The organism is Kitasatospora sp. NPDC057518, from assembly GCF_042802075.1.
Classification (GTDB): domain Bacteria; phylum Actinomycetota; class Actinomycetes; order Streptomycetales; family Streptomycetaceae; genus Kitasatospora.
The window spans coordinates 1-19,080 of the sequence record NZ_JBHVEU010000141.1; the positions used below are offsets into that span (position 1 = coordinate 1).

Sequence of the window (19,080 nt, forward strand, 5' to 3'; positions counted from 1 at the left end):
GGATGTCGTTGGCGGTCTTCGACAGCGTCGCGACCGAACCGAGAGTGTCGAGGAACTGCTGACGCTGGTCGACGAGGGGTGGGGAAGAAGGCTCAGGGGATCAGATCTTCGCCCACGCGTCGGTGAGGCTGGTCCGCAGGATCTGCTCGATCTCGTCGAAGGTCGACTGGTCGGAGATCAGCGGCGGGGCCAGCTGGATGACCGGGTCGCCACGGTCGTCGGCGCGGCAGTACAGGCCGTTGTCGAAGAGGGCCTTCGACAGGAAGCCGTAGAGGACGCGCTCGACCTCCTCGTCGTTGAACGACTCCTTGGTGACCTTGTCCTTCACGAGCTCGATGCCGTAGAAGTACCCGTTGCCGCGGACGTCGCCGACGATCGGCAGGTCGCGCAGCTTGTCCAGGGTGCCCAGGAACGCCGACTCGTTGTCGAGCACGTGCTGGTTCAGGCCCTCGCGCTCGAAGATGTCGAGGTTGGCCAGCGCCACCGCGGAGGAGACCGGGTGGCCACCGAAGGTGTAGCCGTGCAGGAAGGTGTTGTCACCCTTGTAGAACGGCTCGGCGAGGCGGTCCGAGATGATCGTGGCGCCGATCGGGGAGTAGCCCGAGGTCATGCCCTTGGCGCAGGTGATCATGTCGGGCTGGTAGCCGAACTTGTCGGCGCCGAACATGGTGCCCAGGCGGCCGAAGGCGCAGATGACCTCGTCCGAGACCAGCAGCACGTCGTGGCGGTCGCAGATCTCGCGCAGGCGCTGGAAGTACCCGGGCGGCGGCGGGAAGCAGCCACCGGCGTTCTGCACCGGCTCGACGAAGACGGCGGCGACGGTCTCGGCGCCCTCGTTGAGGATGGCCACCTCGATCTCGTCGGCGCACCAGCGGCCGTAGGCCTCGGGGTCGACCGTGCCGTCGGGGCCCTCGAGGAAGGCCGGGGCGCGGTAGATGTTGGTGTTGGGCGCCTTGTGGGTGCCCGGGACCAGCGGCTCGAACGGGGCCTTCAGGCCCGGCAGGCCGGTGATCGACAGGGCGCCCTGCGGGGTGCCGTGGTAGGCGACGGCGCGCGAGATGACCTTGTACTTGGTCGGCTTGCCGGTCAGCTTGAAGTACTGCTTGGCGAGCTTCCAGGCGGTCTCGACGGCCTCGCCGCCACCGGTGGAGAAGAAGACCTTGTTCAGGTCGCCCGGGGCGTAGTTGGCCAGGCGCTCGGCCAGCTCGACGGCCTTCGGGTGGGCGTAGCTCCACACCGGGAAGAAGGCGAGCTCCTTGGCCTGCTTGGCGGCGGCCTCGGCGAGCTCCTCACGGCCGTGGCCGGCCTGGACGACGAACAGGCCGGCGAGGCCGTCGAGGTACTTGCGTCCCTTGTCGTCCCAGACGTAGGTGCCCTCGCCCTTGACGATCGTCGGCACGGGGGAGTTCTCGTACGACGACATGCGGGTGAAGTGCATCCACAGGTGGTCGTAGGCGGTCTTGGAAAGGTCCTTCTGCGCCGGGTCGGCTGTCATCGGGTGCCCCAGGTGTAGGTCTGTTTCCGGAGCTTCAGGTAAACGAAGCTCTCGGTGCTCCGCACGCCGGGAAGCGCGCGGATGCGCTTGTTGATCATTTCGAGCAGGTGCTCGTCGTCCTCGCAGACCAGTTCGGCCAGGAGGTCGAACGAGCCTGCGGTGCAGACGACGTAGTCGACCTCGTCGAGGGCGGCCAACGCGTCGGCGACGGGTTCGATGTCGCCCTCGACCCGGATGCCGACCATCGCCTGGCGGGTGAAGCCGACGGTGAGCGGGTCCGTGACGGCGACGATCTGCATCACGCCCTGGTCGAGCAGCTTCTGGACGCGCTGCCGCACGGCCGCCTCGGACAGGCCGACGGCCTTGCCGATGGCGGCGTACGGGCGGCGCCCGTCCTCCTGGAGCTGCTCGATGATCGCCTTGGAGGCGGCGTCGAGGGGAACGCTGGCGTTCCGGTCGCGGTTGGCCACGCGGCCACTGTGCCTGATCGTTCGCGCATTCGCAAGCGTGGAAACTGCTGATTTCGTCGTGATCTTGGAAAACGTATGCGGATTTCATTGCCGGAGCGCACTCCGCCTGTCGATACCAGCAGTCGTGCGGCTACCCTGGCACCGTACGCGCGCGCCCCCGAGGGCCGGTGCGCGTACCGCCACCAGTGGACCGCGCCGCTCCGGGTGCGGCCACTCGGGACCCTTCGTACGCCGGACCCGCCGACGTACCATGGCGCCGGAATCTGCAACGCCGCAGGCCCAGACCGAGGAGAGATCCGTGAGCGACCTTCGCACGCTGCGCAACTACATCAACGGTGAGTTCGTCGACGCGGTCGACGGCCGCACGCTCGACATCGTCGACCCGACCACCGGCGAGGTCTACGCGACGTCGCCGCTGTCCGGTGCCGCTGACGTGGACGCCGCCATGGCCTCGGCCGCCGCCGCGTTCCCGATCTGGCGCGACTCCACCCCGAGCACCCGGCAGAAGCTGCTGCTCAAGATCGCCGACGCGGTCGAGGCCCGCGCCGACGAGATCGTCGACACCGAGGTGCGCAACACCGGCAAGCCCCGCGCGCTGACCCTCTCCGAGGAGATCGGCCCGATGGTGGACCAGATCCGGTTCTTCGCCGGTGCGGCCCGCATGCTGGAGGGCAAGGCCGCCGGTGAGTACATGGACGGGATGACCTCGATCATCCGCCGGGAGCCGGTCGGCGTCTGCGCCCAGGTCGCGCCGTGGAACTACCCGATGATGATGGCCGTCTGGAAGTTCGCCCCGGCCATCGCCGCGGGCAACGCCGTCGTGCTGAAGCCCTCCGACACCACCCCGGCCTCCACCGTGCTGCTGGCCGAGATCATCGGCGGCGTGCTCAAGGAGCTGGAGCTGCCGGCCGGCGTCTTCAACGTCATCTGCGGCGACCGCGAGACCGGCAAGCTGATGGTCGAGCACAAGACCCCGGCGATGGCCTCCATCACCGGCTCGGTGCGCGCCGGCATCTCGGTCGCCGAGTCCGCCTCCAAGGACGTCAAGCGCGTCCACCTGGAGCTGGGCGGCAAGGCCCCGGTCGTGGTCTTCGAGGACGCCGACATCGCCGAGGCCGTCGAGGGCATCTCGGTGGCGGGCTACTTCAACGCCGGCCAGGACTGTACGGCCGCCACCCGCGTGCTGGTCCACGAGTCGATCCACGACGCCTTCGTCGAGGCGCTGGCCAAGGCCGCGGCCGAGACCAAGACCGGCGGCGTGGACGACGAGGACGTGCTGTACGGCCCGCTGAACAACGCCAACCAGCTGAAGCAGGTCTCCGGCTTCATCGAGCGGCTGCCCGCCCACGCCAAGGTCGAGGCCGGCGGCCACCGGGTCGGCGACAAGGGGTACTTCTACGCCCCGACCGTCGTCTCCGGCCTGAACCAGGACGACGAGATCATCCAGAACGAGGTCTTCGGCCCGGTCATCACCGTGCAGAAGTTCACCGACGAGGACCAGGCCGTCGAGTACGCCAACGGCGTCGAGTTCGCGCTGGCCTCCTCGGTGTGGACCAAGGACCACGCCCGCGCCATGCGGATGTCGCGCCGCCTGGACTTCGGCTGCGTCTGGATCAACACCCACATCCCGCTGGTCGCCGAGATGCCGCACGGCGGCTTCAAGAAGTCCGGCTACGGCAAGGACCTGTCGGCGTACGGCTTCGAGGACTACACCCGGGTGAAGCACGTCATGACCGCGATCTGATCAATTGATCACCGGCTGAACCGACCATGGGCCCGGGTCTTCTCGACCCGGGCCCTGTGTCTTTGCACCCTGTCGACGGTTGGCGCGACCGGCTGACACGATGGAACTGCCCTTCGGGGACGGGCCCGCCCTAGCCTTACCGGCATGAGCATTCCCACCGCTGACTCAGCTGCCGGCCAGGCCGTCAAGGCCGTCGACCGCGCGCACGTCTTCCACTCGTGGTCCGCCCAGGCGCTGATCGACCCCCTCGCGGTGGCCGGCGCCGAGGGCTCGTACTTCTGGGACTACGACGGCAACCGCTACCTCGACTTCTCCTCGCAGCTGGTCAACACCAACATCGGCCACCAGCACCCGAAGGTGGTCGCCGCGATCCAGGAGCAGGCGGCGAAGCTCTGCACCATCGCCCCCGGCTTCGCGGTCGAGGCGCGCAGCGAGGCCGCCCGGCTGATCGCCGAGCGCACCCCCGGAGACCTGGACAAGATCTTCTTCACCAACGGCGGCGCCGAGGCCAACGAGAACGCCATCCGGCTGGCCCGGCTGCACACCGGCCGGCAGAAGGTGCTGTCCACCTACCGCTCGTACCACGGCGCCACCGCCAACGCGATCGCCCTCACCGGCGACCCGCGGCGCTGGCCCAACGAGAGCGGCGTCTCCGGCGTGGTGCACTTCTGGGGGCCGTACGCCTACCGCTCCAACTTCCACGCCGAGAACGAGGCGCAGGAGTGCGAGCGCGCGCTGGAGCACCTGGAGCAGGTGATCGCGTTCGAGGGGCCCGGCACCGTCGCGGCGATCATCCTGGAGACCGTGGTCGGCACCGCGGGCATCCTGGTCCCGCCGGCCGGCTACCTGGCCGGGGTGCGGGAGATCTGCGACCGCTACGGGATCGTGTTCATCCTGGACGAGGTGATGGCCGGCTTCGGCCGCACCGGCGAGTGGTTCGCCGCCGACCACTGGGGCGTCACCCCGGACCTGCTCACCTTCGCCAAGGGCGTCAACTCGGGCTACGTGCCGCTGGGCGGCGTGGCGATCAGCGCCGAGATCGCGGCCACCTTCGCCGAGCGACCCTTCCCCGGCGGGCTCACCTACTCCGGCCACCCGCTGGCCTGCGCCTCCGCGGTGGCGACCATCACCACCATGGCGGAGGAGGGCATCGTCGAGAACGCCAAGCACATCGGCGAGACGGTGCTCGGCCCCGGCCTGCGCGAGCTGGCCGAGCGGCACCCGTCGATCGGCGAGGTCCGCGGCCTCGGCGTGTTCTGGGCGCTGGACCTGGTGAAGAGCCGGGAGACCCGCGAGCCGCTGGTGCCCTACAACGCGGCCGGCGCCGCCAACGCGCCGATGGGCGAGCTGGCCGCGGCCTGCAAGCAGCGCGGGCTCTGGCCGTTCGTCAACATGAACCGCTTCCACGTCGTCCCGCCGTGCACCGTCACCGAGGAGGAGGCCAAGACCGGCCTCGCGGTCCTGGACGAGGTGCTGTCGCTCACCGACGCGCACACTGTCTGACGTACCAACCAGGACGGCCCCGAGCACCCGCGTGCCCGGGGCCGTCCCACGCTCCGGAAGGCCGCTCATGCCCAGCAGCTCCACCCTGACCCGCCGTCCTCCCGCCTCCAGCCCCGTCCGCCGGCGTTCCGTGCTCGGCGGGGCCGCGCTGCTCGGCGCCGGCGTGCTGACCGGTTGCGGCATCCCGGCCGCGTACGTGGCCGAGGACCGCCGCTCGGCGCCGGACCGTTCGGAGGACGACAAGCGGCTCGTCTTCTCCAACTGGACGCAGTACATCGACACCGACGACGCGGGCGGGCGCCCCACCCTGGACGCCTTCAGCGAGAAGACCGGGATCGCGGTCGGCTACACCGAGGACATCAACGACAACGACGAGTTCTTCGGCAAGATCAGCCCGGTGCTCACCCAGGGCGCCGCCCCCGGCCGGGACCTGATGGTGATCAGCGACTGGATGGCCGGGCGGTACGTCTCGCTGGGCTGGGTGCAGGCGATGGACCGGGCCAACCTGCCCAACGTCACGGCCAACCTGGACCCGCAGCTGGCCGACCCGGCCTTCGACCCCGGGCGCCGGCGCAGCGTGCCGTGGCAGTCCGGGATCACCGGCATCGCCTACAACCGCAAGGCGCTCGGCCGGGAGATCAGGTCCACCGCCGACCTGTGGGCGCCCGACCTCAAGGGCCGGGTCACGCTGTTCGCCGGGCTGGACGAGGCGCTCGGGCTGCTGATGCTCTCCCAGGGCGCGGACATCGCGAAGTTCACCGACGACGACGCGCGCCGGGCGATGGACCTGGTGCAGAAGACGGTGGACAGCGGCCACGTCCGGCGCTTCACCGGCAACGACTACACCAGCGACCTCGCCTCCGGTGCGGCGCTCGCCTGCCAGGCCTACTCCGGCGACGCCGTCCAGCTCACCGCCGAGAACCCGGACATCGAGTTCGTGGTGCCGGAGGAGGGCGGCGAGCTGTGGGCGGAGAGCCTGATGATCCCCAACCGGGCCGCCCACAAGCGCAACGCCGAGCTGCTGATCGACTACTACTACCAGCCCGAGGTGGCCGCCGAACTCGCCGCGTTCGTCCAGTACATCTGCCCGGTGCCGGCCGCCCGCGAGGTGCTGGCGGCCAGCGGCGACAAGGAGAAGGCCGAACTCGCCGAGAACCCGCTGGTGTTCCCGACCGACGGGATGCGCGCCCGGCTGCACACCATGCGCGACGTCACCTCGGCCGAGCGGCCCGAGCTGCACAAGGTCTGGGGGCGCATCACCGGGGTGTGACCGCTACCGCCGGACGGCGTCCAGGGCGAGCAGCGCCACGTGCAGGGAGAGGCAGGACTCCACCTGGTCGAGGTCGACGCCGAGGATCCGCTCGACCTTGTGCAGCCGGTCGTAGAAGGACGGCCGGGACAGGTGCGCGGCGTCCGCCGCGGCCGACTTGTTCCGGCCCTGCTCCAGGTAGATCCGCAGCATCTGCACCAACTGGCCGTTGTGCTCGGCGTCGTGGGCCAGCAGCGGGCCCAACTCCCGTTCCACGTACGTCTGCAGCCGGGCGTCGTCGCGCAGCAGGTGGAGCAGGCCGCGCAGCCGGACGTCCGGCAGGCGGTAGTAGGAGGAGCTGCGGCCGCCGGGCGCGTCGTGCAGGGCGGCGTCGGCGACCTGGGTGGCCTCCAGCAGGGTGCGCCGGGCGTCGCGCACCGAGCCGACCGAGGAGCCGACCGCGACCACCGGGCCCGCCGGGTCGCCGCCCTCCCGTCCGGCCTCGGCGGACATCCGGCGCAGCGCGGCGGAGAGGGCGTCCAGCGAGGCGTGCTCGTCCTGCTGGGTGCCGAGCGTGATCAGCAGGCCGACGGCCTCGTCGTCCAGCGCGCCGACCAGGGCGGTCAGCCGGCAGGCCCGGACGGCGCCGGCGGCCAGTTCGGTGAAGTCGCGCAGCCGGGCCTGCGCCTCCAGCGCGGCCGGGATCGGGCCGCGCCGCTGCCGCAGCACCACGCCGACCAGCCGGCGGCCCTCCAGCGGGATGCCGAGGGCCTGGGCGCGCAGCGCCGCCTCGGAGACGGTCAGCGCGTGGGTGAGGATGCCGGACAGCAGGGTGCGGTGGGTCTGCCGCTCCAGGCTCTCCCGGTCGCGCACCACCAGCCGGTTGAGCGCCAGCGCGGAGGCGCCGCGCTCCAGCAGCATGGTGTGCGGGTGGGCCTCGCCCTCGGGCAGCGGGCCGGGCTCCTGCACCAGCACCAGCCGGCCCCAGTCCTGGCCGCGGGCTCCGACGGTGGTGACCAGCCAGCCGCTGCGCGGGTCGTGGCCGGTGCGCCCGGCCGGACGGACCCCGCGCGAGCGGCGCTCCCAGTCCTCCAGCACCTCGGCCTCCGGGCGGCCGGCGGCGTCGTGGGCGAGGACCTGGTGGGCCAGGTTCTCCAGGACGACCGGGGCGCCGGCCATCCGGGACACCTGGCGGATCACCTCGGGCGGCTCGGCGCCCTCCACCACCAGCTCGTTGAAGACCTGGTGGACCGACTCGGAGATCCGCAGCTGCTCCAGCTGGGAGTTGACCACCAGGGCGTGCACGGCCTCGGTGACGGCGACGAAGCGCAGCTCGCGGCGGAGCGTGATCAGCGGCAGTCCGCGCTGCTCGGCGGCGTTGACCAGGGCGCGGGGGAGCGAGTCGAAGTAGCGCCGCCCGAACTCGACGACCAGGCCGGCCACTCCGACCTCGTCCAGCTCGCGCACGTAGCGGGCCAGGCCCTCGCGGTCCTCGGGCAGGGCGATGCCGGTGGTCAGCACCAGTTCGCCGCCGCGGAGCATCCCGGCGACGTCGGGCAGTTCGCTGACGTGGACCCAGCGGACCGGCCGCTCCAGGTGGTCGGCGCCGGCCACCACCTGGGGCAGGCCGCGCCGCATCACGTCGAGGTCGAGGACTCGGGCGACGGTGGGGAGCATCGCGGGCCTCCGGGGCTGTGGAGAGCGGAGCCGGGGCTCCGGGCGTTCTGGTTTCGGGTGACGCGGTCAGGGTGACGCGGTCGGGGTGTGCGGTCAGGGTCGTGCAGTCAGGGTGTCAGGTAAATCATCCATCCCCCCGACGACCTGTTGCCCTGCCCGCACCCTTGCACCCTGTAAGGCCCTTCGTGCCGAGGTTGTCGAAGTGACCCTTGTCACCCCAACCCCGCAGCAGGCAAGGTCAGCGGGACCGCAGACCCCCACCGCGGACGCGTGACCCCGCAGCGGTCGAACCACGGCACTTGGAGGAACCAGATGGACCTGACCGACTTCGGCCCGGGCGCGCAGTACATCGCGGGACGCCAGACCAGGGGGAGCGGCGAGCCCTTCCAGGTCGTCAACCCCGCCGACGGCAGCGTGGTCGAGCAGGTCGCGCTGGCCACCGCCGGGGACGTGGACACCGCCGTCGCCGCCGCCAGGGCGGCCCTGCCCGGCTGGTCCTCGGCCACCCCCGGTGCGCGCTCCGAGGCGCTCACCCGGCTGGCCGCCGTGCTGGCCGGGGCGGCCGACGACCTGGCCCGGGTGGAGACCGCGCAGACCGGCAAGCCGGTCAAGCTGGCCACCGAGTTCGACGTGCCCGGCACCGTCGACAACGCCGCCTTCTTCGCCGGCGCCGCCCGCAACCTGGAGGGCAAGGCGGCCGGCGAGTACTCCGGTGACCACACCTCGTACGTGCGGCGCGAGGCGGTCGGCGTGGTCGGCTCGATCTCGCCGTGGAACTACCCGCTGCAGATGGCCGCCTGGAAGATCCTCCCGGCGATCGCCGCGGGCAACACCATCGTGCTCAAGCCGGCCGAGCTGACCCCGCTGACCTCGCTGATGTTCGCCCGGGCCTGCACCGCCGCCGGCATCCCGGACGGCGTGGTCAACGTGGTCACCGGCGCCGGGCGCACCGCGGGCGAGCACCTGGTCGGGCACCCGGACGTCGCGATGGTCTCCTTCACCGGCTCCACCGGCGTCGGCAAGCGGGTCGCCGAGATCGCCACCGCGGGCGTCAAGCGCACTCACCTGGAGCTCGGCGGCAAGGCCCCGTTCGTGGTCTTCGACGACGCCGACCTGGACGCCGCGGTGCACGGAGCGGTCGCGGCCTCGCTGATCAACGGCGGCCAGGACTGCACCGCCGCCACCCGCGCCTACGTCCAGCGCCCGCTGTACGACGCCTTCGTGGCCGGGGTGGCCGAGCTGTACGCGGCGATCCGGATCGGCGACCCGCTGAACCCGCGCACCGACCTCGGCCCGCTGGTCTCGTACGCCCACCGGGACCGGGTGGCCGGCTTCGTGGAGCGCGCCCGCTCGTACGCCACCGTGGTCACCGGCGGCCGGGCCCCGGAGAAGGGCCACGACGGCACCGACCTCACCCGGGGCGCGTACTACCGGCCGACCCTGATCACCGGCGCGGCCCAGGACAGCGAGGTCGTGCAGGGCGAGATCTTCGGCCCGGTGCTGGTGGTGCTGCCCTTCGACGGCGACGACGAGGGCCTGCGGCTGGCCAACGACACCCCGTACGGGCTGGCCGCCTCCGCCTGGACGAGCAACGTGCACCGCTCGCTGCGCGCCACCCGGGAGATCGCGGCCGGCTGCGTCTGGGTCAACGACCACATCCCGATCATCAGCGAGATGCCGCACGGCGGCTACAAGGCGTCCGGCTACGGCAAGGACATGTCCCAGTACTCGCTGGACGAGTACACCCAGGTCAAGCACGTCATGTTCGACACCACCGCGGTGGCCCGCAAGGACTGGCACCGCACCGTCTTCGGAGACAGATAACCCCCGGACCACGCGGGTGCCCCCACACCCCATCTCCCCCAGGAGGCCCGTTCCATGGCGTTCAACGAGCTCACCGACGGTCTGCCCGAACCGGTCCGAAGGGCCTGGGAACGCAGTCTGACCAGCGGCCGGGCCGCGCTCGGCCGCCGCACCCTGCTGCGCGCCGCCGCGCTGAGCGCCGGAGCGGGCACCCTGGCCGCCTGCGGGATCCCGGCGGCCCCCCGGGCGACCGGCGACTCGACCGCGAACGCCGCCAAGGACCTCTCGGAGACGCAGAAGGAGGTCGACTTCTCCAACTGGCCGCTGTACGTGGACACGGACGAGAAGGACAAGGAGAAGCACGGCACCCTGGAGGCCTTCACCGAGGCCACCGGGATCAAGGTCAAGTACAACGAGGACGTCAACGACAACGTCGAGTTCTTCGGGAAGATCAAGCCGCAGCTCGCCTCCGGCCAGGACACCGGCCGCGACCTGATGGTGCTCACCGACTGGATGGCCGCCCGGCTGATCCGGCTCGGCTGGGTGCAGAAGCTCAACCCGGCGAACGTCACCACCGCGATCACCAATATCGAGTCGCGCTTCCGCGCCCCCGACTGGGACCCGGGGCGGCTCTACTCCTACCCGTGGGCCGGCATCCAGACCGTCGTCGCGTACAACCGGAAGGCGACCAGGGGGAAGGAGGTCACCAGCGTCTCCCAGCTGCTGGACGACCCCGACCTCAAGGGCCGGGTCACCTTCCTCTCCGAGATGCGCGACAGCATCGGGATGGTCCTGCTGGACCAGGGCAGGAGCACCGAGAGGTTCACCGCCGACGACTTCGACGGCGCGGTCGCCCGCCTCCAGAAGGCCGTCGACAGCAAGCAGATCCGCCGCTTCACCGGCAACGACTACGGCCAGGAGCTCTCCGCCGGCGACATCGCGGCCTGCATCGCCTGGGGCGGCGACCTGATCCAACTGCGCGCCGACAACCCGGACATCGAGTTCGTCATCCCGGAGAAGGGCTACATCGCCTCGACCGACAACATGCTGGTCCCGGCCAGGGCCCAGCACAAGGCGAACGCGGAGAAGCTGATCGACTTCTACTATCAGCCGAAGATCGCGGCGCAGCTGGTCGCGGGCATCGGCTTCGTCTCCGCCGTCACCGGGATGAAGGACGAGCTCGCCGGCATCGCCCCGGACACCGCGGCCAACCCGCTGGTCGTACCCACCCCCGAGATGGCGGGCAGGGCGCACGTGTTCCGCACGCTCTCCGAGAGCGAGGAGAGCGACTTCGAGCAGAAGTTCTCCAAGCTCATCGGCGCCTGACCCCCGCTCCCGGCAGAGAATCCCAGGAAGACACCACCCCATGACAGACCAGCAGCGCGACGCGGCCGTCGGCGGCGACGTCCGGCTCACCGGCATCGGCAAGACCTACGGCTCCTTCACCGCCGTCCACCCGCTCGACCTGACCGTCCCGCAGGGCTCGTTCTTCGCCCTGCTCGGCGCCTCCGGCTGCGGCAAGACCACCACCCTGCGCATGATCGCCGGCCTGGAGGAGCCCACCAGCGGCACCGTCCTGATCGGCGGCCAGGACGTCACCGCCCTGCCCCCGTACAAGCGGCCGGTGAACACCGTCTTCCAGAGCTACGCGCTCTTCCCGCACCTGGACATCTTCGAGAACGTCGCCTTCGGCCTGCGCCGGCGCGGCAGGAAGGACGTCAGGAAGCAGGTCGAGGAGATGCTGGAGCTGGTCGAGCTCGGCCAGTACGCCCGGCGCAAGCCGCACCAGCTCTCCGGCGGCCAGCAGCAGCGCGTCGCGGTCGCCCGCGCACTGATCAACCACCCGCAGGTGCTGCTCCTGGACGAGCCGCTCGGCGCGCTCGACCTCAAGCTCCGCCGCCAGATGCAGCTGGAGCTCAAGCGGATCCAGACCGAGGTCGGCATCACCTTCGTGCACGTCACCCACGACCAGGAGGAGGCCATGACCATGGCCGACACCATCGCGGTGATGAACGGCGGCCGGGTCGAGCAGCTTGGCGCCCCCGCCGACCTGTACGAGAACCCCGCCACCACCTTCGTGGCCAACTTCCTCGGCCAGTCCAACCTGCTGCCCGCCGAGGTCACCGGCACCGAGGGCGGCGACCTGCTGCTCAGCGCGGCCGGCGCCCGCCTCGCGGTGCCGAAGGCGCGCTGCGCCACCGACGCCAAGCGCGTCCACCTGGGCGTGCGCCCGGAGAAGATCACCATCACCCACGCCTCCGAGCCGGTCGCCGACGGCCGCAACCGGCTGGCCGGCACGGTGCTCGACTCCAGCTTCATCGGCGTCTCCACCCAGTACGTGGTGCGCACCGACGGCGGCCAGGAGGTCACCGTCTTCGAGCAGAACATGGAGCGCGACGCACGGATCGTCCCCGGCGCCGCCGTCCAGCTGCACTGGAACCCGGCGCACTCCTTCGCCCTCGACGCCGCCCAGGCGATCGACGCGGGCACCGCGGAGGAGGCCGTATGACCACCACCACCCCGGCCGCGCCACCCCAGGTCATACCGCTGGAGGGACCGGCGCCGAAGCCCCGGCGCAAGCTCACCCCGTACTGGCTGCTGCTTCCCGGCATCGCCTGGCTGGTCGTCTTCTTCGCCGTCCCGCTGGTCTACCAGGCGTCGACCTCGCTGCAGAGCGGCTCGCTCGAAGAGGGCTTCAAGGTCACCTGGCACATATCGACCTACTGGGACGCCCTGGTCGAGTACCGGTGGCACTTCCTGCGCTCGTTCTCCTACGCGGCCGTCGCCACCGTGCTCTGCCTGGCCGTCGGCTACCCGCTCGCGTACACGATCGCCTTCAAGGCGAGCAAGCGCTGGCGCAACGTCATCCTGATCCTGGTCATCGCGCCGTTCTTCACCAGCTTCCTGATCCGCACGCTGGCCTGGAAGACCATCCTGTCCGACGGCGGCCCGGTGGTCGGCGCGCTGAACGCGCTGCACGTCCTGGACGTCACCAACCTGCTCGGCCTGACCAGCGGCGACCGGGTGCTGGCCACGCCGCTCGCCGTGGTCTGCGGCCTGACCTACAACTTCCTGCCGTTCATGATCCTGCCGCTGTACACCTCGCTGGAGCGGATCGACCCGCGCCTGCACGAGGCGGCCGGCGACCTCTACGCCCGGCCGTTCACCACCTTCCGCAAGGTCACCTTCCCGATCTCGCTGCCGGGCGTGGTCGCGGGCACCCTGCTGACCTTCATCCCCGCCTCCGGCGACTACATCAACGCCCAGCTGCTGGGCTCGCCGAGCGAGCAGATGGTCGGCAACGGCATCCAGAAGCAGTTCCTGAACGTGCTCGACTACCCCACGGCCGCCGCGCTGAGCTTCATCCTGATGGCCCTGATCCTGGGCATGGTGACGGTCTACATGCGCAAGGCCGGGACGGAGGATCTGGTCTGATGTCCCGGATTTCCAAGTGGATCCGCGCCCACCTGGTGGTGCTGGCCGGCCTGCTGGCCCTCGCCTACCTGGTGCTGCCCAACCTGGTCGTGCTCGCCTTCTCGTTCAACAAGCCGGTGGGCAAGTTCAACTACGAGTGGAACGAGTTCTCCACCGACGCCTGGACCAACCCCTGCGGCGTGGCCGACATGTGCCAGTCGCTCTCGCTCAGCCTGCAGATCGCGGTGCTCGCCACCGTCGGCGCCACCGTGCTCGGCACCATGGTCGCCTTCGCGCTGGCCCGCTACCGCTTCCGCGGCCGCTCGGCCACCACCGCGATGATCTTCCTGCCGATGGCCATGCCCGAGGTGGTCATGGCCGCCTCGCTCGGGACGCTCTTCCTCAACATGCGCATCCCGTTCGGGTTCACCACCATCCTCATCGCCCACATCATGTTCTGCCTCAGCTTCGTGGTGACGGCGGTCAAGGCGCGCGTGATGAGCATGGACCCGAGGCTCGAACAGGCCGCCCAGGACCTCTACGCGACCCCCGTCCAGACCTTCCTGAGGGTCACCCTGCCGCTGGCGGCGCCCGGCATCGCCGCGGGCGCGCTGCTCAGCTTCGCGCTCTCCTTCGACGACTTCATCATCACCCAGTTCAACTCGGGGCCGACCACGGTCACCTTCCCGATGTTCGTCTGGGGCGCCTCGCAGCGCGGCATCCCGGTGCAGGTGAACGTCATCGGCACCGCGATGTTCCTCGCCGCCGTCCTGCTGACCGTCGTCGGCCAGTGGCTGGGCAACCGCCGGAAGGCCACCGCCTGACGTACGGTCGACGACGGTGGCCAGTACAACCATCACCTATTCGTAGAAAGTGGCTGATAATGCATGGACTCCGCCCGCGCACTCAGTGACGCCAGGCCCACCCCCTTCTGGCTGGAGGATCCCGGCCGGCCGGCGGCACTGCCCGCCCTGGTCGGCGACACCACCTGCGACCTGCTGGTCGTCGGCGGCGGCTACTCCGGCCTGTGGACCGCCCTCATCGCCAAGGAACGCGACCCCTCGTTGGACGTCGTGCTGGTCGAGGGCAACGAGGTCGGGTGGGCCGCGTCCGGGCGCAACGGCGGGTTCTGCGCGGCCAGCCTGACCCACGGCTTCGGCAACGGCCTGGACCGCTGGCCGTCCGAACTGGCCCAGCTGGAACGCCTCGGTGCCGCCAACCTCGACGGCATCGAGGCCACCCTCAAGCGCTACGGCATCGACGCCGAGTGGGAGCGCACCGGCGAGATCGACGTCGCCACCCAGCCCCACCAGGTCGAGGAGCTCCACGAGATCGCCGAGGCGGTCGCCCGGTACGGCTTCGACATCACCGTCCTGGACGCCGACCAGCTGCGCGCCGAGGTCGACTCGCCGACCTTCCTCGGCGGCCTCTGGGACAAGGAGGGCGTGGCGATGGTCCACCCCGCCAAGCTCGCCTGGGGCCTCAAGGACGCCTGCCTGGGCCAGGGCGTGCGGATCTTCGAGCACACCCGGGCCACCGACCTGCGGGAGCACGGCAGCGGCATGGCCGTCCGCACCCCGTACGGCCGGGTCTTCGCCCGCAAGGTCGCGCTCGGCACCAACGTGTTCCCGTCGCTGCTCAAGCGGGTCCGCCCGTACGTCGTCCCGGTGTACGACTACGCGCTGATGACCGAGCCGCTCAGCGAGGAGCAGCTCGCCGCGATCGGCTGGCGCGGGCGCCAGGGCCTCGGCGACAGCGCCAACAAGTTCCACTACTTCCGGCTCTCCGCCGACAACCGGATCCTCTGGGGCGGCTACGACGCGGTCTACCACTTCGGCGGCCAGGTCCGGCACGAGTACGACCAGCGGCCGGAGACCTTCCGCACCCTGGCCAACCACTTCTTCCGCTGCTTCCCGCAGCTGGAGGGCCTGCGCTTCACCCACGCCTGGGGCGGCGCGATCGACACCTGCAGCCGGTTCTCGGCGTTCTTCGACACCGGGTACCGGGGCAAGGTCGCGTACGCGGTCGGCTACACCGGGCTCGGCGTCGGCGCGACCCGCTTCGGCGCCGAGGTGATGCTCGACCTGCTGGCCGGCGAGCGCACCGAGCGCACCTCGCTGGAGATGGTGCGCAGCAAGCCGCTGCCGTTCCCGCCCGAGCCGGTGCGCTGGGCCGGGATCGAGCTCACCACCCGGTCGCTGGAGCGGGCGGACCGCAACGGCGGCCACCGCAACCTCTGGCTGCGCACCCTCGACCGGCTGGGGCTCGGCTTCGACAGCTGAACCGTTCAAACGCTGAACCACTGGAACGCTGAAATGCTGAACCGCTGATCTGCCGAAACGGCTGAAGCCGTTGAAACCGTTGAAACCGTTGAAACCACGAACGCCCGTAGCCGGGTGCCCCTAGTCGTGTAATCGGGACCCGCCGTCCGCCTCTCCTTGGTGACGGCGGGTCTCGCTCTTCCCGCCGTCTCCGAACAGTACGAACGGCAAGAAGCGGGGACACGACATGGAGACCACCGGACTGCACTGGCTCGCCCAGGCGGCACCGGACCCGGAGGCCTTCCGGGACCAGTGGGAGCGCACCGGGCTGGGCCTGGTGCTGCTGCCGGCCGGCCGGCGTTGGGACGTCCTCTCCGTCCCCGGACGGCTCGGGCGCCCGGCCGTGGAGGTCCTGGACCCGCGCACCCGCGGTCCGGTTCTCACCGACTTCGGGGGCGGGCAGGTCAGCTTCCTGGTGCCCGTCGGCACCGCCGCCCGCTGGATCGGCACCGGCGTGCGCGGTGCGGGGGAGGGCACCTGGATCGTCGTCCCGCACCCCGGGCGCCGCAGTCGGGGCGTGCGCTGGCTGGTCCCGCCGGACGGCTCCGGGCGGCTCACCGACCCGGTGCTGCTGGAGCTCGCCTTGCACGAGGCGGCGGCCCGGCTCGGCGGCTGGTGAGCCGCGCCGTCTCGTGCGGAACCGGGGGCCCGGGGGCGTGAGGAGGTGCCCGGGGGCGCCCGGTAGCGCTCCGGGCGCCCGGCAACTGGCGCGTGGAGCGGGCGGTCGCGTCAGACTGGAGGCGTGACCACCGTCCCGCACGCCGTCGACGCGTCCCTCCGCCCGGGCCCCGCCCAGCTGCGCCTGGCCGCGCTGGCCGCACCCGTCTGCGACCGGTACGGCCTCGCCCTGGCGGGAGGGCACGCGCTGCGCGCCCACGGCGTCGCGGCCTGCCCGCAGGACGGGCTGACCCTGGCGACCGGCGGCGCCGACCTGCCGGAGGTGGCCGCCGCGCTGGGCGAGGCGTACCGGGCGGCGGGCGGCGGGGCCGTCGAGCGGCCGGGCACACCGCGGCTGGAACAGCTCACCGTCCGGCTGGCGCTGGGCGGGCGGTCGCACTCGGTGGAACTGCGCAAGGAACCGCTGGGACACCGGCCGGTCCGGTTCGACCTCGGTGCGCCCGGACCGGACGAGCCCCCGGCGGTGCTGCCGGTCGTCGCCCTGGAGGACGCGGCCGCGCTGACCACCGCGCTGCTCGTGGACCGGGGCATGCCCCGCGACCTGATCGACGTGCACGCCCTCACCCGCTGCTACCGGGAGGGCGAACTGCTCGCGCTGGCAGCCGAGTTGGACCCGGACTTCCAGCCCGCGGCGCTGGCCGAACGGCTGGAGGCGCTCGCCGAGGCGGCGGACGGGCGGTTCCGCGCCCGGGGCGTGCCGGCCGGGAAGGTGGACGAGCTGAAGCGGTGGGCGCTGGCCTGGGCGCAGGACCTGCGGCTGGACCTGCTGGAGACCCGGGAGGCGGCGGACGGGCTGCACGACCCGTACCTGGAGGAGCCGGAGGACGGGGAGTCCTGACGCCCTGGTCCCGCGGGTGCCCGCGGTGTTTGGGTGCCCGTGCCGTTGGGGGCATTCGTGGTGGGTTCACACGTTCGGGCGAGTGACCGGACGACCTGTAAGGCTGAATCCACGATCCCCGTCAGCCTGTTCGTTGAGCTGCGCCGGAGCGGCCACCAGACTGGGAGACGAGCGCGGTAGCCCCGTGATTCCCGTCGCCCGGCCCACGTGCGGGCGGCGCCAGACCGGACCGGTGGCAGGACGCCGCCCGGGACTTCGGAGGCAGACGGACCTTGAGCAAGCACATCATTCACTGGATCGGCGGCAAGCCCGTCGCCACCGCCGGTGCGGCCCCCCGTCGCGGCGAGGTCTTCGACCCGGCCACCGGCCAGGTCGCCAGCCAGGTCGACTTCGCCGAGATCGCCGAGGTCGACCAGGCCGTGGCCGCCGCCGCCTCGGCCTTCACCGAGTGGCGCACCGCCTCGATCGCGAAGCGGACGACGGTGCTCTTCGCCTTCCGCGAGCTGCTGAACGCCCGCCGCGACGAGCTGGCCTCGATCATCGTGGCCGAGCACGGCAAGGTGCACTCCGACGCGCTCGGCGAGATCGCCCGCGGCCTGGAGGTCGTGGAGTACGCCTGCGGCATCCCGCAACTGGTCAAGGGCGGCTTCACCGAGCAGGCCTCGACCGGCGTCGACGTCTACTCGATCCGCCAGCCGCTCGGCCCGGTCGCGATCATCTCGCCGTTCAACTTCCCGGCCATGGTGCCGATGTGGTTCTTCCCGATCGCCATCGCGGCCGGCAACACCGTCGTGGTGAAGCCCTCGGAGAAGGACCCGTCCGCCGCCAACTTCCTCGCCGAGCTGTGGAAGGAGGCCGGCCTGCCGGACGGCGTCTTCAACGTCGTGCACGGCGACAAGGTGGCCGTCGACCGCCTGCTGGAGCACCCGGACGTCAAGTCCGTCAGCTTCGTCGGCTCCACCCCGATCGCCCGCTACGTCTACGAGACCGGCACCCGCTACGGCAAGCGCGTGCAGGCCCTGGGCGGCGCCAAGAACCACATGCTGGTCCTGCCGGACGCCGACCTCGACCTCGCCGCCGACGCCGCCGTCAACGCGGGCTTCGGCGCGGCCGGCGAGCGCTGCATGGCGGTGTCCGTGCTGGTCGCGGTCGACCCGATCGGCGACGAGCTGGTCGAGAAGATCAAGCAGCGGATCGCCACCCTGAAGGTCGGCCCCGGCTGCAACGGCGAGTCCGAGATGGGTCCGCTGGTCACCGGCCAGCACCGGGACAAGGTCACCTCCTACGTGGAGTCCGGGGTCGCCGACGGCGCCGAGCTCGCGGTGGACGGCCGCAAGCACCCGGTCACCGCCGAGGACCGGAACGGCTCCCCGACGGCCGACGGCTTCTGGCTCGGCCCCACGCTGTTCGACCACGTCAAGCCCGGCATGTCCGTCTACAACGACGAGATCTTCGGCCCGGTCCTCTCGGTGGTGCGCGTCGACTCGTACGAGGAGGGCCTGGCGCTGATCAACGCCAACCCGTACGGCAACGGCACCGCCCTCTTCACCAACGACGGCGGCGCGGCCCGGCGCTTCCAGTTCGAGGTGGAGGTCGGCATGGTCGGCATCAACGTGCCGATCCCGGTCCCGGTCGCCTACTACTCCTTCGGCGGCTGGAAGGCCTCGCTGTTCGGCGACGCCCACGCGTACGGCCCGGACGGCGTGCAGTTCTTCACCCGGGGCAAGGCCGTGACCCAGCGCTGGACATCGGTCTGGCCGCGGCCCGCCGCGCCCTGCGGCTGACCCGCCCCGAGGGCGGCCCCGCGCCCACCCCGCCGACTCTGGCCCCCTGGGCGGGCACCGCCGGTGCCGACGGCGGCGCCTGACCGGTGGGCGCCGCGACCCGG

At 71.3% G+C, this 19,080-nt stretch carries 15 protein-coding genes; 12 read left to right on the plus strand and 3 right to left on the minus strand.

What is annotated here, in order from left to right; all coding sequences use genetic code 11:
- Window positions 1-100: 100 nt before the first annotated feature.
- Together ACFU7Z_RS16895 and ACFU7Z_RS16900 are read right to left on the minus strand one after the other, a co-directional pair.
- Window positions 101-1,495, minus strand: coding sequence for an aspartate aminotransferase family protein (locus ACFU7Z_RS16895; RefSeq protein ID WP_049651897.1), 1,395 nt, complete (start codon window positions 1,493-1,495; stop codon window positions 101-103).
- Window positions 1,492-1,965 carry an Lrp/AsnC family transcriptional regulator gene (locus ACFU7Z_RS16900; RefSeq protein ID WP_030306695.1) on the minus strand — a complete coding sequence of 158 codons (474 nt, stop codon included), beginning with the start codon at window positions 1,963-1,965 and terminating at the stop codon, window positions 1,492-1,494. The genes ACFU7Z_RS16895 and ACFU7Z_RS16900 overlap by 4 nt, the downstream gene beginning before the upstream one ends.
- 250 nt (window positions 1,966-2,215) lie before the next feature.
- Here ACFU7Z_RS16900 and ACFU7Z_RS16905 point away from each other — a divergent pair, with 250 nt between their 5' ends.
- The 3 genes from ACFU7Z_RS16905 to ACFU7Z_RS16915 all read left to right on the plus strand — a co-directional run bounded on the left by ACFU7Z_RS16905 (window position 2,216) and on the right by ACFU7Z_RS16915 (window position 6,482).
- A complete protein-coding gene (locus ACFU7Z_RS16905) occupies window positions 2,216-3,709 on the plus strand; it encodes a gamma-aminobutyraldehyde dehydrogenase (protein ID WP_049651898.1) in 1,494 nt (497 codons plus the stop codon).
- 144 nt (window positions 3,710-3,853) lie between these two features.
- Window positions 3,854-5,212: an aspartate aminotransferase family protein gene (locus ACFU7Z_RS16910; protein ID WP_049651899.1), complete on the plus strand. Its 1,359-nt coding sequence runs from the start codon at window positions 3,854-3,856 to the stop codon at window positions 5,210-5,212.
- A gap of 67 nt (window positions 5,213-5,279) precedes the next feature.
- Window positions 5,280-6,482, plus strand: coding sequence for a spermidine/putrescine ABC transporter substrate-binding protein (locus ACFU7Z_RS16915; protein WP_074001527.1), 1,203 nt, complete (start codon window positions 5,280-5,282; stop codon window positions 6,480-6,482).
- A gap of 3 nt (window positions 6,483-6,485) precedes the next feature.
- Here ACFU7Z_RS16915 and ACFU7Z_RS16920 read toward each other — a convergent pair whose 3' ends face one another.
- A complete protein-coding gene (locus ACFU7Z_RS16920) occupies window positions 6,486-8,138 on the minus strand; it encodes a PucR family transcriptional regulator ligand-binding domain-containing protein (RefSeq protein WP_074001528.1) in 1,653 nt (550 codons plus the stop codon).
- A gap of 312 nt (window positions 8,139-8,450) precedes the next feature.
- On the opposite strand from ACFU7Z_RS16920, the gene ACFU7Z_RS16925 reads away from it, so the two are divergent.
- The 9 genes from ACFU7Z_RS16925 (at window position 8,451) to ACFU7Z_RS16965 (ending at window position 18,976) form a co-directional block, all read left to right on the plus strand.
- Window positions 8,451-9,962, plus strand: a complete 1,512-nt coding sequence (locus ACFU7Z_RS16925) for a gamma-aminobutyraldehyde dehydrogenase (RefSeq protein WP_049651902.1) — start codon at window positions 8,451-8,453, stop codon at window positions 9,960-9,962.
- 54 nt (window positions 9,963-10,016) lie between these two features.
- Window positions 10,017-11,267 carry an extracellular solute-binding protein gene (locus tag ACFU7Z_RS16930; protein ID WP_375877697.1) on the plus strand — a complete coding sequence of 417 codons (1,251 nt, stop codon included), beginning with the start codon at window positions 10,017-10,019 and terminating at the stop codon, window positions 11,265-11,267.
- A gap of 40 nt (window positions 11,268-11,307) precedes the next feature.
- Window positions 11,308-12,450: an ABC transporter ATP-binding protein gene (locus ACFU7Z_RS16935; protein WP_380777973.1), complete on the plus strand. Its 1,143-nt coding sequence runs from the start codon at window positions 11,308-11,310 to the stop codon at window positions 12,448-12,450.
- Window positions 12,447-13,376, plus strand: coding sequence for an ABC transporter permease (locus ACFU7Z_RS16940; protein WP_049651905.1), 930 nt, complete (start codon window positions 12,447-12,449; stop codon window positions 13,374-13,376). The genes ACFU7Z_RS16935 and ACFU7Z_RS16940 overlap by 4 nt, the downstream gene beginning before the upstream one ends.
- On the plus strand, window positions 13,376-14,179 hold the full coding sequence (locus ACFU7Z_RS16945) for an ABC transporter permease (RefSeq protein ID WP_380777974.1): 804 nt from the start codon (window positions 13,376-13,378) through the stop codon (window positions 14,177-14,179). The genes ACFU7Z_RS16940 and ACFU7Z_RS16945 overlap by 1 nt, the downstream gene beginning before the upstream one ends.
- A gap of 63 nt (window positions 14,180-14,242) precedes the next feature.
- A complete protein-coding gene (locus ACFU7Z_RS16950) occupies window positions 14,243-15,637 on the plus strand; it encodes an FAD-binding oxidoreductase (protein WP_049651907.1) in 1,395 nt (464 codons plus the stop codon).
- A 226-nt stretch (window positions 15,638-15,863) separates the two neighbouring features.
- Window positions 15,864-16,295 carry a hypothetical protein gene (locus ACFU7Z_RS16955; RefSeq protein ID WP_375877702.1) on the plus strand — a complete coding sequence of 144 codons (432 nt, stop codon included), beginning with the start codon at window positions 15,864-15,866 and terminating at the stop codon, window positions 16,293-16,295.
- A 123-nt stretch (window positions 16,296-16,418) separates the two neighbouring features.
- A complete protein-coding gene (locus ACFU7Z_RS16960; RefSeq protein ID WP_380777975.1) occupies window positions 16,419-17,192 on the plus strand; it encodes a nucleotidyl transferase AbiEii/AbiGii toxin family protein in 774 nt (257 codons plus the stop codon).
- Window positions 17,193-17,464: 272 nt separating this feature from the next.
- Complete coding sequence (locus tag ACFU7Z_RS16965) at window positions 17,465-18,976, plus strand: CoA-acylating methylmalonate-semialdehyde dehydrogenase (protein WP_380777976.1); 1,512 nt, start codon at window positions 17,465-17,467, stop codon at window positions 18,974-18,976.
- Window positions 18,977-19,080: the final 104 nt, after the last annotated feature.

Excerpts from the sequence above, each read along its gene's own strand:
- ACFU7Z_RS16895 (WP_049651897.1), bottom strand. The coding sequence starts at position 1,495 with ATGACAGCCGACCCGGCGCAGAAGGACCTTTCCAAGACCGCCTACGAC.
- ACFU7Z_RS16905 (WP_049651898.1), top strand. The coding sequence starts at position 2,216 with ATGGCGCCGGAATCTGCAACGCCGCAGGCCCAGACCGAGGAGAGATCC.
- ACFU7Z_RS16910 (WP_049651899.1), top strand. The coding sequence starts at position 3,854 with ATGAGCATTCCCACCGCTGACTCAGCTGCCGGCCAGGCCGTCAAGGCC.
- ACFU7Z_RS16915 (WP_074001527.1), top strand. The coding sequence starts at position 5,280 with ATGCCCAGCAGCTCCACCCTGACCCGCCGTCCTCCCGCCTCCAGCCCC.
- ACFU7Z_RS16920 (WP_074001528.1), bottom strand. The coding sequence starts at position 8,138 with ATGCTCCCCACCGTCGCCCGAGTCCTCGACCTCGACGTGATGCGGCGC.
- ACFU7Z_RS16925 (WP_049651902.1), top strand. The coding sequence starts at position 8,451 with ATGGACCTGACCGACTTCGGCCCGGGCGCGCAGTACATCGCGGGACGC.
- ACFU7Z_RS16930 (WP_375877697.1), top strand. The coding sequence starts at position 10,017 with ATGGCGTTCAACGAGCTCACCGACGGTCTGCCCGAACCGGTCCGAAGG.
- ACFU7Z_RS16935 (WP_380777973.1), top strand. The coding sequence starts at position 11,308 with ATGACAGACCAGCAGCGCGACGCGGCCGTCGGCGGCGACGTCCGGCTC.
- ACFU7Z_RS16940 (WP_049651905.1), top strand. The coding sequence starts at position 12,447 with ATGACCACCACCACCCCGGCCGCGCCACCCCAGGTCATACCGCTGGAG.
- ACFU7Z_RS16945 (WP_380777974.1), top strand. The coding sequence starts at position 13,376 with ATGTCCCGGATTTCCAAGTGGATCCGCGCCCACCTGGTGGTGCTGGCC.
- ACFU7Z_RS16950 (WP_049651907.1), top strand. The coding sequence starts at position 14,243 with ATGGACTCCGCCCGCGCACTCAGTGACGCCAGGCCCACCCCCTTCTGG.
- ACFU7Z_RS16955 (WP_375877702.1), top strand. The coding sequence starts at position 15,864 with ATGGAGACCACCGGACTGCACTGGCTCGCCCAGGCGGCACCGGACCCG.